This is a genomic window from Rossellomorea sp. YZS02 (assembly GCF_033963925.1).
Taxonomy (GTDB): Bacteria; Bacillota; Bacilli; order Bacillales; family Bacillaceae_B; genus Rossellomorea.
Map to the genome: position 1 here is coordinate 25,316 of NZ_JAXBLY010000014.1, position 12,871 is coordinate 38,186.

The window sequence follows — 12,871 nt, forward strand, 5'->3', positions numbered from 1 at the left end:
CGGAAAGGCGCTCTTTGCCTTTTTGGCCATCACGACTTATGACCTCGAGGGGCTAGCCGCTGGAGCTGGACAATAAGAAAAGCGGAGACGACTGGTTAGGCCCGACAAGCATTTCCGAGCAAACAGATGAGGGCGCTCTTTGCCCTCAACTGTTTGATTGGAAATGACCTCGAGGGGCTAGGAGTCGGAGCTGGACAATAAGAAAAGCGGAAGCGGCTGGTCAGACCCGACAAGCATAAGACGGGATGGCCGGAAAGGCGCTCTTTGCCTTTTTGGCCATCACGACTTATGACCTCGAGGGGGCTAGCCGCTGGAGCTGGACAAAGAAAAGCGGAGACGACTGATCAGCCCCGATAAGCACAAGAAAGGATGAATTCAACATGAAAACAGCCATCATCACAGGCGGAGGCTCTGGCCTCGGGAAAGAATTAGGCATACTTCTGAGCAAACAGGGATTTCATATTTTCCTGCTTGGACGAACGGAAGATACTTTAAGAACAGCGGCAGCTGAAATTGAACATATTGGGGGCAAAGCATCCTTTGCCATATTGGATATCAATTCAAATGAAGAAATAGAAAAGGTGTATGAAAACCATCTTACAAACAGCAGCATTTCATTACTCATACATAACGCAGGTGTAGGCTACTTCGGACCATTCAACGAGTCAAACGACGACGAATTAGTAAGCATGTTCGAGACCAATGCCCTCGGGCCAATACGGTTAACGAAGGCATTACTGCCTCAACTTGAGCAGGATAGCACCATCATCAATATCATTTCTACAGCTGGTCTTAGAGGTAAGAAAAATGAATCCTTATATGTCGCAAGCAAGTTCGCACTAAGAGGATTTGGGGAAAGTCTGCAAAAAGAATATGAAGGGACCCATCTTCGTATCGTCAATGCTTATATGGGGGGCATGAATACTCCGTTCTGGGATAATAGCGACCATATTAGCGATCCTTCACGACTTCGTTCTCCCCGTGAAGTGGCGGAGATGATCGTGAATGAATACCAGGAAAAAGATGAAATTGTCATCGAATCAAAAAAATAAATCTAAAAAGGCAGCCTTCGATAAACGAAAGCTGCCTTGATTTTAAGGAGCAAAAGGAAAAAACATAAAGGCCACAAAAAATAAAAGCATAGGAACTAAAAACAATGCAAATACATCAATGACCACGACAAAGGCGATCCATACCCACCGGATGCCATCTTTCCGTTTTAGAAACTGCTGTATCATCCTGATATTGACCAGGATCAAGAAGATTGCGACTCCGAGAAGGAAGAATGGCACGACCCATTTCCCCATATCTTCAGCGAACCCCTGGTTATGCCACTCCTGCCTGCCTATTGAAAAGAAGTCCGTTCGCACTTTAATCGTCAATTCACCGATAAGAAATATAAGGGCTGTACCAATTACTATTCCACCAGCGTATATCTTGAATTTTCTACTAGTTCTAATGATAAGTGGCAGCGTGACAATAACGAACAAAAGAGCAACTATCTCCACTGAACTACCCCTTTCCACAACCTTTTAATGCTGAAAAAGATCACCCTTCATTTTCTTTTAATTCATCCAGCAGCCTTTCGATATCTTCCATGGAAAACCCTTTTCGATACAACGTTTGTTTCATCTTTTGTACATATTCATATCCATCATATTTTGTACTAAGTTTTCTGTGAGCCTTTAATCCCTGATGATAAACCGCATCCCATCTCTCATCGTCATCCCTTTCGGATTCGACTGTCTCCCACACGATTTTCATGACCGAGCCAGGATATCCTTTTCTCATCATATTTTGCTCGATCTTTTGCTTGGCGATCATCTTGGAGTCTTTTCGATATTTATGAAGGAGCTTTTCTGTTAAAGCGACGGCTTTATCTACCTGCTTTTCTTGTGTGAAAGCAGCAAGTGCCTCTTCAATATGTGAGTCACCTACCCCTTTTCTCCTTAATTCACCTCGTATCCATACAGGTCCTTTGTCAGCTGTATTCATCTGTGTCCCGACAAACGCATGGGCGAATTCCAAATCATTGATGTATTTAATCTCATTCAATTTATGGATCACTTCCTGTATGATTCCATCTTCCGGGTCCCCTTCCTGCAAATGATCGCGGATTTCTTTTTCCGTCCTCATCCGATAGGCCAGATACTGAATCGCTTTGTTAAATGCTTTTTTCACATCGTCTTCGTATTGAAGCTCTGAAATCTCCAGCTCATCCACCTCAAGGCCTTTTCTAAGCTGAAACTTTGCAAGGACCGCTTCATCTACACTGAAGGCATATTTCCCATCTATAAATAAATTGTAACGCTCATCATTCTTCACTTGTTTCGTTATTTTCGTAATCTTACCCATTTTTTCCACCTCACCATAATCCTAACACATCCAACATGTTTTTTATTCTGAAGATAGGTAAAATAATAATATAACTGGAGGGATGAAGATGAAGATCGCCATTACAGGTGGAACAGGTTTTGTCGGCCAGGCACTGACGGAGGAACTTCTCTCACAAGAACATGAAATACTGATTCTTACACGTAATCCGGATAAACATGAGGCACGTCCAGGCGTGAAATATGTGAAATGGCTGTCTGATGGAGCAAGACCCGAAGAGACCCTTGAAGGAATCCATGCATTTATCAACCTTGCAGGCGAATCCATCAACAGCGGACGCTGGACCGATGAACGCAAGAAGCGCATCATCAATAGCCGGATCACCTCGACTGGGGAAGTAATCAATATTATAAAGGCCCTGAAAGAAAAGCCTGCATGCCTAATCAATGCGAGCGCAATCGGCTATTATCCTTCTTCAAAGACGAATACGTATACAGAAGCCTCGACGGAAACGGCAGACAATTTCCTTGGGGAAACCGTGCAAATATGGGAAAAGGAAGCGGCCAAGGCCAAACAATTGGGTATTCGCGTAGCATATACACGATTTGGCATCATCCTCGGTAAAGACGAAGGTGCCCTTCCCCGTATTGCGCTTCCTTATAAAATGTTTGTCGGAGGCACGGTCGGTTCAGGTGAACAGTGGATGTCATGGGTTCATATTAAAGACATCGCGAGAGCCCTGCATTTTGTTGCTGAAACGGAGGGGATCGCAGGACCGGTTAATGTCACCGCTCCTTCCCCAGTCACCATGAAAGAATTCGGAAAGACACTCGGATCCGTTATGGGCAGGCCACACTGGATACCGGTCCCATCATTCGCTTTAAAAGTCGCGATGGGGGAAATGAGTTCACTTGTGCTGGAAGGACAAAAAGTTCTCCCAAGTGTCCTCTCAGAACATGGCTTCAAATTCAAATACCCTGAATTAAAGAGTGCCCTGATGGAAATATATCGATAAGTAAGAGGTATGTCCCTTCCTTTTCACGGCAAAAATAGAACTAATCTTGAAAAGAAGGGATGTACATACGAATGGATAATAAGAAAAAGAAAGACAAGAACAAGTCAGTTTTATCTAGCGCTCAGGAAGTGACGTACTCAAGGGAGTTCAAAGCAGCCGACCGTGCAGGCGGATTCAGTTCCAAAGCCCATAGATAGTCAATTATTTCCTAACTAAAAACCCCTACTTTGAAGAAAGATAAAGGTACAGGTTACAAGCCTGTGCCTTTATTTTTTAGCGAAAAGGGGATGTTGATATTGGGAAGATCACGCGGACATAGTAAAAGAGGAAATAAAAACAGCCTGCCACAAACACCCGCTCAGCTCAAATCTAATGGTGTTGACGAAGAGTTCTCACGAGAACTTGCCGACCAGGCTGACATGGAAGCGCAAGCCCGTGCAAATGCTGCCAATCAGCGTGCGCGAGTGAAGAAAAACCAATAGTGCAATCCCGTTAGTTGAAAATTCAGGTAAAAAGGGACCCCTGCTGTGAAAGCACGGGTCCCTTCTTATGTTACTCTCTCAAACCACAATCGGCTTTTTGTTTTTCTTTTCATTATGGTGAATCAATTGCTTCATGTATGGCATGATCCAGTGATCAGCTCCCCAATAGTATGCCCCTCTACCTGCAAAAAGAAGAATGATGGCCGCTGTATACAGGACTGGATTCGTGCTCACAGTTCCCGCCAATAAAAAGTTAAGGTTCATGAATGCCCCTGCAATCAGAGCTGGTAAGGTCATGAATCCCACAACCAAGCCCACTCCCACCAATATCTCACCCCACGGAATCAGAACATTGAACAGCTCAACGTTTGGTAGTGCAAATCCGTTCAGAAACTCTGCATACCAGCCTTGAACTGCTGGATGTTCACCAGTTGCTTTTGTCATTGCCCCTTGCAGGAAACCACGTGCATCAAACCCGTCATTCACCTTATGCCATCCTGCCTCCAGCCACTGAACGCCCAACCAAATTCTCAACATTGTCCAAACCACACTCACCTTTTGATTTTCCCACCATCTCATGATTGATCATCTCCTTATGGTAATGTTTTTTTGTGAAACAATTCACATGTTATGTCGGATTGAAGAACCTGATGTCAGGTGATGAATGAATGATTGTGAAATGTTTCACATTTGCTTTACATCTATAATATACCTCCACATCAACCTAAATACAATAGGCTTTTGCTGCGTTCACAAAGGTGTCAATATCAGTTTATCTTGTGCTGAAATGATTTTTATTGTGAGGTGGCTTACTCGTAGTTTAGCTGCTGAATTTCATGTAGAAATCAGCAGCTGAACAGGAGGATTTTCGGTTACTCATCAATCGATCTATATTAACTAACGTGAATTTGCCTGATATTAAATTTGACCACCAGATAACCTTTTCTATTATCCCTCGCGACTCAAATCAATGATCCGGATCAAATTCTCACTCTCATCTTGGAATATAGCATACCTTCCTGGAGGAATATCACTTGGTGTTTTAATGAAATGAAGCTTTTCCTTGTATTGTTCAAAATAACCATCTACGCTGTCGACGATGAAAATTCCGCCTGGTCCTAAATCCGCCTCGTCATTTTCAATCATTAATTGAACATCCGTTCCCGGCAGTTTAAGGGCAATTGTATGGTCCCCCTCCCTCCATGCCTCTTCAAATCCTAACGTATCACGATAATAATTGAGAGATTTCTTTAAATCTGTTACAGGATGACATAGAAAAGCCAGCTTCATATACTCCACCTCAATTGATATTTTTACCAAAACATAACTTGGTTATGTATAACGTAACTTAGTTACAAACCCTTGTCAATATGGTATAATCCAAATATGAAAAATTGGATACCTGTACCAGGAAGTAAAAAGGAAACAATTATCAGATTAGCACTGGAACAATTTAAAGAGAAAGGGTATGAAGGAGTCAATATAAAGGATTTAGCGAAGGAGGCGAACATGACGACCGGTGTCATTTATCACCATTTTGGTTCAAAAGCACAGTTATATTCAGTAATCAGACAAGATGTCGAGCAGCGGATTATTGACAGGATGGAAGGTGCGGCGGATACTGTCAGTGATCCTGTCAATAAACTTAAAACAGCTTTAGTAACAGGACTCGATGCTACAATAAAGCTAAGAGTCGGGCGGTTATTATGTGAAGAAAATCTACACGCAGCCGATAAAATCGAAGAATTTGTTCTACAGCTTCTTGAAGGAAGCATTGAGGGCCTGAAATTCATTGTACTTCCATCCTGGCGCTCTATCCTGGCGGCCATTGAATATGAAAAGATCGATCTAGACCAAGGAAGAGAACTAATAGAATGGCTTTTTCAAACATAGCTGTGAAAGGGGCCCAGCCTCTTTCACATCCTTAAATCCTTACTTTCATCCCTGTACCTCCCCTGCTTCTTTCATCTATCCTGACAACACACGAATCAAAGAAATTTCACAATAAAAATCACTTATAGTCTGTTTATACTCGAAACTTTCCTATTTCAAATCCGTATTACATAATAGAGATAAAAGTTCCCGATTACGGAGGATAAAATTATGAAATCAGAGAACAAGCTTTGGAGAATGTGGAAAGTCCTGTCCCTTGCCTTATCCATCGTCGTAAGGGTCTACTGGTACCGACTACGGGGTAAGTCCCAATGGGAGAAGGAGAAACTGTGGGAACGAATCGGTAAGGAGTTCAAAGATACCCTGTTCGAACTGAACGGGGTGTTAATTAAAGTCGGGCAACTTCTCAGTATCCGGGAAGATTTGCTCCCCAAAGGCTTTATCAGTCAAATTCAAGATTTGGTTGATCATGTACCTCCATCAACGTGGGAGGAAATACAAACGGTTCTTGAACGTGAATGGGGCACCTCCATTTCCTCGAAGGTCATGGACATAGACAAAGATGCCGTTGCATCTGCCTCCATTGGCGAAGTGTATAAAGCAAGACTGCTTGATGGCACACAAGTAGCCATCAAAGTGCAGCGCCCTGAAATCCCGACACTCGTCAAGACTGATTTCCGTACTCTTTCCATCATCATTTGGTTCGCACGGCATTTCGCTCCCATGCCGAAAGGGTTCATTGATTTCAAGATGCTTTATAGGGAATTAAAGCAGGTGATTGAACAGGAGCTGGATTTTTCTAAGGAAATGAGTACCGCCATTTCCTTTAAACAACGGTTCAAGGATCAATCCAATGTGAAAATCCCTGCGATGTATCCTGACCTTTGCACGGATAAAGTGCTTGTAATGGAGTGGATTGATGGTGTCCGATTGAATGATAAAGAAGCGATGAAAGGTTATGGACTTGACGGACAAAAGCTAGCACAGGATTTATTCCGCCTCTTTCTCCCTCAGTGGCTAGAGCCTGGGATCTTTCATGCCGATCCCCATGCAGGAAATATACTGCTTCAGCCTGATGGTTCATTTGTTTTATTGGACTTTGGAATGATCGGGGAAATTTCGAAAAGAGATTCTGCACATTTTCAAGATCTTCTGGAAGGTGTCCTATTAAAGAATTTCCGGAAAGCCTCTGAGGCGCTGTCTCAATTGGGCTTCCTGCTCCCAAACGCAAGTCCGAAGACGATTGAGCCTGTGCTGAAGGAATTTGTCACACTTGATATGGAGCAGTTCAAGCAGATGGATATGATTTCAGTTAAAAAGGAAATCAACGACATGGTGAAATCACTCCCTGTTCAGGTACCGACCCGCTTTATCTTCTTGGGTCGATCATTTGCAACCATCGAGGGGCTTGTCCATACGCTGAGTCCGGATGAAGAAACCCTTGATGTCGTTAAACCGGCTTTTTTAGATTGGGTGAAGGATGGCAACACCAACAAATGGGAGCTCCTCATGAAATGGGTGGGTTCACAGCCTCTCTTTCAGACTGTTCAAAAAGTACGGCAGCTGTTGGACGTACCAGAAAGAGCACTGGAACAAAAGGACCGCCATCAGCTAAATGAATTTCAGTTCACTCTGTTCGAGAGCCAAAAGAAGCATGCTTACATTCTTCTACTGGCCGGAATCATCGGCGGGTTTGCAGGACTTGGCTTGGAATTGGAGTTCACCTGGCAGGGAAGCTTTGGACTTGCCGTATTCGGTTCCGCTTTGTATTGGATGACTGCTATAAGAGAAAGAGCCTGGCTGAAGAAATTGAAGAATGGGCAACTGCATTAAATGTAAAAAGGTAACCTATGAATAATATGGTTACCTTTTTACGGCAAAATACAAACAGGAGGGATACTATGACAAATCGTAAAGAATCGTTTAATGATGTGACCGATCATATGTCCAAGATCGAAGGCACACCCATGAGTAAGCCAGAAATGAGCAGCCTTCCACTCGGAATCCGGATCATCGGGTATGCAATGATTGGATTTACGGCCCTTGCATCTTTATTGTTCATTATTCTGACCTTACTTGATTAGCACTAATTTCGGGCTGATGCTGAAATTCCTCCAGATCAATCCGGTTATCCCCTATAAAATGAATTCCTTCTGCTTCCAACGATAGTTTTTGGGTCATCCTCTGCTCCTCATCACGAAACCCGATTTCCCCTTTACTATTCAGCACCCTGTGCCAGGGCAGATTGTACTTTCCACTCATAGAATGGAGGATGCGGACGATCTGCCTTGCCGCCCTCGGACTGCCCGCATGCGCAGCGATTTGTCCGTACGTCATGACCTTTCCGGGAGGTATCCTCTTTATTATTTTCACGGCTCTTTCGGTAAACGGCTCCATGCTCGTCACCTCCTCTTTCACTCTCAATCATCCACTCCCCCTATTATACTGCCTTCATAAGTCAGGTTCCTAGAAGATTTGCTTCCTTTATATTAAACTGTATATGAAAGAATAAAAGGACGTGATGATGAAATGGATATTAAACTGATTGCACTGGATATGGACGGGACTCTCGTCAACCATGAAGGAGAGGTATCTCCTGAGAACGAACAAGCCATTCAACGTGCGAAGGAGAAAGGTATTCATGTCGTGTTAAGTACCGGACGCTCCCTCTTCACATGCCGGGATATCTCAGACGAACTTGGACGTTCATCTTATCTTGTGACTGTGAATGGTGGGGAAATCTACGATCATGAATACAACCTCGTAGACAGCATCCCCTTGGATATCGACCTTGTGAAGCAGCTTTGGGCGTTGAAAGAAGAGCATGATGTCTACTTCTGGTCCTCTACCTCTCAAGGGCTGTTCAATAGTAAGAAGCCTTTTGATCAGGACATAGAAACCTATAATTGGCTGAAGTTTGGCTTTGATATACAGGATGATGATGTCCGTAAAGTCATGATGGACGAACTCGTGAAAAATGAAGCACTCGAGATTACGAATTCATCCCCGACGAATATTGAAATTAATCCGGCGGGTGTCAATAAAGCCGCGGCATTAGTGAAAGTATGTAAATGGCTGGATCTTTCCATGGAACAAGTCATGGCGGTCGGAGACAGTATGAATGACATTGCCATGATACGTGAAGCCGGTTTCGGTGTGGCCATGGGCAACGCTCAGGAAATGGTAAAAGAAGCAGCCGATTGGGTAACGGGTATAAATACCGATCATGGCGTGGCCCAAGCGATCGATAAAGTGCTTGCTGATATGGAATAACCATTTTCATTACTGTGCCTGATTCAATGCGAATCAGGCACTTTCACTTTCCACCGTGTCTATTATAATTACATTAGGTACATACTGAATACAAAAACAAGGATTGTATCCGACATGTATCTATTACTGGTAGTGGTTGTTTATCTGATTTTTGCTAAGCTCTTTATTGATTGGAAACGCTGGAAAGAGTATTATCCAACGGTTCAATATTATATTATCTGTAATCTTACATATAATGTGATCTTTTATAATCATACTTTATGGAAGTACAAAGCTGTTACGGTGGAATGGCTAAACCATACTCTGATCGACCTCGTCTTCACCTTTTTCATCATTCCTGTTGTAATCATGATCTTTCTCCGTTATTATCCATACGGAAAAAAGAAATGGATTTACCTTACCTGCTGGATAACCTATTTCACGTTTCTGGAATACCTGTTTCATAAAAAAGGTCTGTTTCTGTATGAGAATGGCTGGAATTTAGGGTGGTCCGCTGTGTTTAATATCATCATGTTTTCCATCTTGGGTTTGCATCACAAGAAGCCTTTACTTGCCATCATAATTTCCTTGCCTATCATTGCCATTCTATTATTCCTTTTCCATCCATCTTTACAAGATTTAAAGTGAGGGTGTTTAAATGTCTTCCTTTTCTACTCCTCTATTTATTATATTGGTTTTAGGCGTTTATTTAATCATGGCTATTTATATCGCCATTTTAAAAAGGAAAGAATGAAAAAAAGAAGCACCCTGGAGGATGCTTCTTTTACATTTTATTTCACGATAATCTCATTATTTTCAACTGAGACTAAAAGCTCCGTTACACCTTCTTCATCCAGTAAGAAGTCGGCTATCTTATCTTCTACTCTCTCCTGAATGACGCGCCGTAATGGTCGTGCACCAAATTCCTGGTGATATCCCAGTTCAACGAGCTTATGCTTCGCTTCACCGTCGATGGTCAGCGTAATCCCCTGCTCCTTAAGTTCAACCTGCAACTCCTCCAGCATTAAATCAAGGATTTCTAAGAGCTCTTCTTTTTCAAGAGTCTTAAATTCAATGATACTGTCGAAACGGTTAAGGAATTCCGGTTTAAAGTAGGCACCCAATGATTGAAGAATATTCGTTTCTTTAATGGCATCTGTGCCGCCAGTATCGAAACCGACTACAGCGGCCTTCTTATCCGTGACGCCTGCGTTACTTGTCATGATGATCACGGTCTCCTTGAAGCTGACCGTTCTACCCTGACTATCCGTAAGACGCCCGTCTTCAAGAATCTGCAGGAACATATGCTGCACATCAGGATGTGCTTTTTCAATTTCATCCAGAAGAATGATGGAATACGGATTTCTTCTAACCTTCTCCGTCAGTTGACCGGATTCTTCATGTCCAACATATCCTGGAGGGGAACCGATCAGTTTAGATACTGAATGTTTCTCCATATACTCACTCATATCCAACCGAAGCATGGAATCTTTAGATCCAAATAATTCTTCTGCGAGTGTTTTTGTTAACTCTGTCTTCCCTACACCCGTCGGTCCGACGAATAGGAATGTACCTATTGGACGATGCTTCGCTTTCAATCCTGCACGGCTGCGGCGTATGGCTTTTGCCACTTTCTTCACTGCTTCTTCCTGGCCGATCACTTTATGAGCCAGATTTTCTTCCAGTGATTTCATTCGCTTACGATCATCACTTTGGAGTTTTCCTACCGGTATACCCGTTTTGCCTTCGATGATGGTCTGGATTAATTCTTTTTCTACAACAGCTGCTGAATCAGTAGATTCCTGTCCAAGTTGCTTCTCCAGTTCCGTTTCCTGATCCCGGAGAATCGCTGCCTGCTCATAGTTCTCATCCTTTGTTGCCTGTTCTTTTTTTATTCGTACATCATGTAATTTTTTGTGGATCGCCGTTTTGTCTTTGCCCTCTGATAGAAGGTTGACTTTTGAACCTGCCTCATCCATTAAATCAATGGCTTTATCCGGCAGGAACCTGTCTTGGATATAGCGATGTGAAAGTTTCACACAAGCTTCGATGGCCTCATCTGTAAATGTCACCCCGTGATAGTCTTCATATCTATCTTTTAGACCCTTAAGTATGTCGATTGCTTCTTCTGGAGTCGGTTCATTGACCATGACCGGTTGAAATCGGCGTTCAAGGGCCGCATCCTTCTCAATTTGACGATATTCCTTGAGCGTAGTAGCCCCAATCACCTGCAGCTCTCCACGGGCCAGGGCAGGCTTTAAAATGTTCCCTGCATCCATTGAACCTTCGGCGGAACCGGCTCCGACTAATTGATGGATTTCATCTATGAACAGCATGACGTTTTCACGGTTTTGCAATTCACTGATGATGGCTTTCAACCGCTCCTCAAATGATCCACGGACGCCTGTACCCGCTGTCAAAGAAGCAACATCCATCACATATACTTCTTTATTCAATAACTTGGATGGTACATCCCCAGCTACAATTTTACGTGCCAATCCTTCTGCAATGGCGGTTTTCCCTACACCAGGCTCCCCAATCAGAACCGGATTGTTCTTGTTTCGGCGATTCAGGATTTCGATGACACGATTCACTTCTTTATTCCTGCCAATGACTGGATCGATCAAGCCTGCTTTGGCAGCGCCTGTGACATTTCGGCCGAATTGATCAAGAATGCCGTTACCTCCATGGCCACCCCTGGTTTCGGGAGTAGCTTGCTGATGATGGTTTTGGAACCCATCATTCTGATTTCCACCCATGCTTATGCCTTTAAACAACTCATCAAACGGAAACCCTCCGCTCATGCCAGAAGGTGTCTGCTGCTTTTTAAAGCAAGCTGAACACATTTTCATACTGGACTTCTTACCATTCACTTGCGTATACACTTCAACTGATGCTTGATTGTGATGACATACTTGGCATTTCATGAAACATGACCTCCTGTAGTCTTATCTATAAATTCATTTTCATTATTAGTTGAATTAGAAAGGTCAAATTTATCAAGTTTGACTTTGACTTTCTTTGACCTTATAAATAGTATACTTTGACCTTCTTTGACTTTCAATGTTTTTGCTTATGGGAATTTTTACATAAACGAGCTTGTGATTGAGTGTTGAAGAAGAGTGTAGGACATTTTAGAATAGAATTCAATTAATTGATTTATTGGTACAAAAAAAAAGCCGGCATTCATGCCAGCTCTCTTAATACCAATGTTCCCAGTTATCTTTATGACAACAATGTTTCTGCTTATGGCAGGTACATTTCTTAATCTTCTTTAACTCATCCAAAATGTCTTTAAGAAGTTCTTTAATATCGTTGTCACGATGCTTAGAGCAATCTGATTGTTTATTAGACATACGTTGTTTCACCACCTTTTCAACCATTGGCAGGACGTTCATCACGTTCGCCATATTTCCCATGCTTCCAAGTGATCCTAGTGCATCCAGGGAACCCTTCCCTCCAGAACCCGAATTCAACAGACCTTTTAATTGATCATTATTTAATAATGAACTTAATTGATCTTTTACCGAATTAAGGTCAAGCTTACTTGCATCTTCTTTTGTGTATTGGTTGATCAAATCCATGATCCCCTCAAGTGGATTATTTTTCTCACTCATTGTTTTCCCCTCCAATTCTTTATCATTCGATGTAATACTATTCCTTGAATATGGCTGCCCATGTTCAAGGAATGTTTTAAATCCTGGTTTAGCTAATGGCACCTACCGCAAGCAGAACGAGAATTGCAATTCCTACAATCAATGCTGCTAGAGGATTAATCGCAAGTAGTACTAGAAAAGCCACAATTAACAACACCAAAAGCAAACTGTAAAAATCAAATTCGCTATGAGAATGACTCGCACCCATCCATCATCACCTCACTTATTCAGTACTTGTA

General features: G+C 42.7%; 17 protein-coding genes. 9 read left to right on the forward strand and 8 right to left on the reverse strand.

Going from position 1 to position 12,871, the window contains the following annotated elements:
• Positions 1-380: 380 nt before the first annotated feature.
• Positions 381-1,052, forward strand: a complete 672-nt coding sequence (locus SLH55_RS14470; protein WP_320323793.1) for an SDR family oxidoreductase — start codon at positions 381-383, stop codon at positions 1,050-1,052.
• Positions 1,053-1,094: 42 nt separating this feature from the next.
• On the opposite strand, the gene SLH55_RS14475 is transcribed toward SLH55_RS14470, so the two are convergent.
• Complete coding sequence (locus SLH55_RS14475; RefSeq protein WP_320323794.1) at positions 1,095-1,508, reverse strand: hypothetical protein; 414 nt, start codon at positions 1,506-1,508, stop codon at positions 1,095-1,097.
• A gap of 40 nt (positions 1,509-1,548) precedes the next feature.
• Positions 1,549-2,355: a recombination regulator RecX gene (gene recX, locus SLH55_RS14480; RefSeq protein WP_320323795.1), complete on the reverse strand. Its 807-nt coding sequence runs from the start codon at positions 2,353-2,355 to the stop codon at positions 1,549-1,551.
• Between the two features lie 88 nt (positions 2,356-2,443).
• Here recX and SLH55_RS14485 point away from each other — a divergent pair, with 88 nt between their 5' ends.
• The 3 genes from SLH55_RS14485 to SLH55_RS14495 all read left to right on the forward strand — a co-directional run bounded on the left by SLH55_RS14485 (position 2,444) and on the right by SLH55_RS14495 (position 3,831).
• Positions 2,444-3,349 carry a TIGR01777 family oxidoreductase gene (locus tag SLH55_RS14485; protein ID WP_320323796.1) on the forward strand — a complete coding sequence of 302 codons (906 nt, stop codon included), beginning with the start codon at positions 2,444-2,446 and terminating at the stop codon, positions 3,347-3,349.
• Between the two features lie 71 nt (positions 3,350-3,420).
• On the forward strand, positions 3,421-3,546 hold the full coding sequence (locus SLH55_RS14490; RefSeq protein ID WP_079531092.1) for a YfhE family protein: 126 nt from the start codon (positions 3,421-3,423) through the stop codon (positions 3,544-3,546).
• A 30-nt stretch (positions 3,547-3,576) separates the two neighbouring features.
• Entirely contained in the window at positions 3,577-3,831 is a 255-nt protein-coding gene (locus SLH55_RS14495; protein ID WP_413787097.1) for a YfhD family protein, read from the forward strand.
• Positions 3,832-3,909: 78 nt separating this feature from the next.
• Here the strand turns inward: SLH55_RS14495 and SLH55_RS14500 are convergent, their stop codons facing one another.
• Positions 3,910-4,410 (reverse strand): DoxX family protein, encoded by a 501-nt coding sequence (locus SLH55_RS14500; protein WP_320323797.1) that lies wholly within the window; start codon positions 4,408-4,410, stop codon positions 3,910-3,912.
• A gap of 369 nt (positions 4,411-4,779) precedes the next feature.
• Complete coding sequence (locus SLH55_RS14505; RefSeq protein ID WP_320323798.1) at positions 4,780-5,121, reverse strand: VOC family protein; 342 nt, start codon at positions 5,119-5,121, stop codon at positions 4,780-4,782.
• A gap of 96 nt (positions 5,122-5,217) precedes the next feature.
• Here SLH55_RS14505 and SLH55_RS14510 point away from each other — a divergent pair, with 96 nt between their 5' ends.
• The 3 genes from SLH55_RS14510 (at position 5,218) to SLH55_RS14520 (ending at position 7,808) form a co-directional block, all read left to right on the forward strand.
• Positions 5,218-5,724: a helix-turn-helix domain-containing protein gene (locus tag SLH55_RS14510; RefSeq protein WP_320323799.1), complete on the forward strand. Its 507-nt coding sequence runs from the start codon at positions 5,218-5,220 to the stop codon at positions 5,722-5,724.
• Between the two features lie 210 nt (positions 5,725-5,934).
• Positions 5,935-7,557: an ABC1 kinase family protein gene (locus tag SLH55_RS14515; protein WP_320323800.1), complete on the forward strand. Its 1,623-nt coding sequence runs from the start codon at positions 5,935-5,937 to the stop codon at positions 7,555-7,557.
• A 68-nt stretch (positions 7,558-7,625) separates the two neighbouring features.
• Positions 7,626-7,808: an amino acid transporter gene (locus tag SLH55_RS14520; RefSeq protein WP_320323801.1), complete on the forward strand. Its 183-nt coding sequence runs from the start codon at positions 7,626-7,628 to the stop codon at positions 7,806-7,808.
• Here SLH55_RS14520 and SLH55_RS14525 read toward each other — a convergent pair.
• The gene (locus SLH55_RS14525; RefSeq protein WP_219165629.1) at positions 7,786-8,121 is read right to left on the reverse strand and encodes an MGMT family protein; all 336 of its coding nucleotides are present in this window, start codon (positions 8,119-8,121) and stop codon (positions 7,786-7,788) included. The two genes, SLH55_RS14520 and SLH55_RS14525, sit on opposite strands and share 23 nt — an antisense overlap.
• 111 nt (positions 8,122-8,232) lie before the next feature.
• Between SLH55_RS14525 and SLH55_RS14530 the strand changes: the two genes are divergently transcribed.
• Together SLH55_RS14530 and SLH55_RS14535 are read left to right on the forward strand one after the other, a co-directional pair.
• Positions 8,233-8,997 carry a Cof-type HAD-IIB family hydrolase gene (locus SLH55_RS14530; RefSeq protein ID WP_308807536.1) on the forward strand — a complete coding sequence of 255 codons (765 nt, stop codon included), beginning with the start codon at positions 8,233-8,235 and terminating at the stop codon, positions 8,995-8,997.
• A 114-nt stretch (positions 8,998-9,111) separates the two neighbouring features.
• Positions 9,112-9,624, forward strand: a complete 513-nt coding sequence (locus tag SLH55_RS14535; protein ID WP_219165613.1) for a CBO0543 family protein — start codon at positions 9,112-9,114, stop codon at positions 9,622-9,624.
• Between the two features lie 143 nt (positions 9,625-9,767).
• On the opposite strand, the gene SLH55_RS14540 is transcribed toward SLH55_RS14535, so the two are convergent.
• From SLH55_RS14540 to SLH55_RS14550, 3 genes are all read right to left on the reverse strand, one after another.
• The gene (locus tag SLH55_RS14540) at positions 9,768-11,903 is read right to left on the reverse strand and encodes an ATP-dependent Clp protease ATP-binding subunit (protein ID WP_219165614.1); all 2,136 of its coding nucleotides are present in this window, start codon (positions 11,901-11,903) and stop codon (positions 9,768-9,770) included.
• A gap of 273 nt (positions 11,904-12,176) precedes the next feature.
• Positions 12,177-12,593 carry a hypothetical protein gene (locus SLH55_RS14545; protein ID WP_219165615.1) on the reverse strand — a complete coding sequence of 139 codons (417 nt, stop codon included), beginning with the start codon at positions 12,591-12,593 and terminating at the stop codon, positions 12,177-12,179.
• 88 nt (positions 12,594-12,681) lie between these two features.
• On the reverse strand, positions 12,682-12,840 hold the full coding sequence (locus SLH55_RS14550; RefSeq protein ID WP_219165616.1) for a hypothetical protein: 159 nt from the start codon (positions 12,838-12,840) through the stop codon (positions 12,682-12,684).
• Positions 12,841-12,871 lie beyond the last annotated feature (31 nt).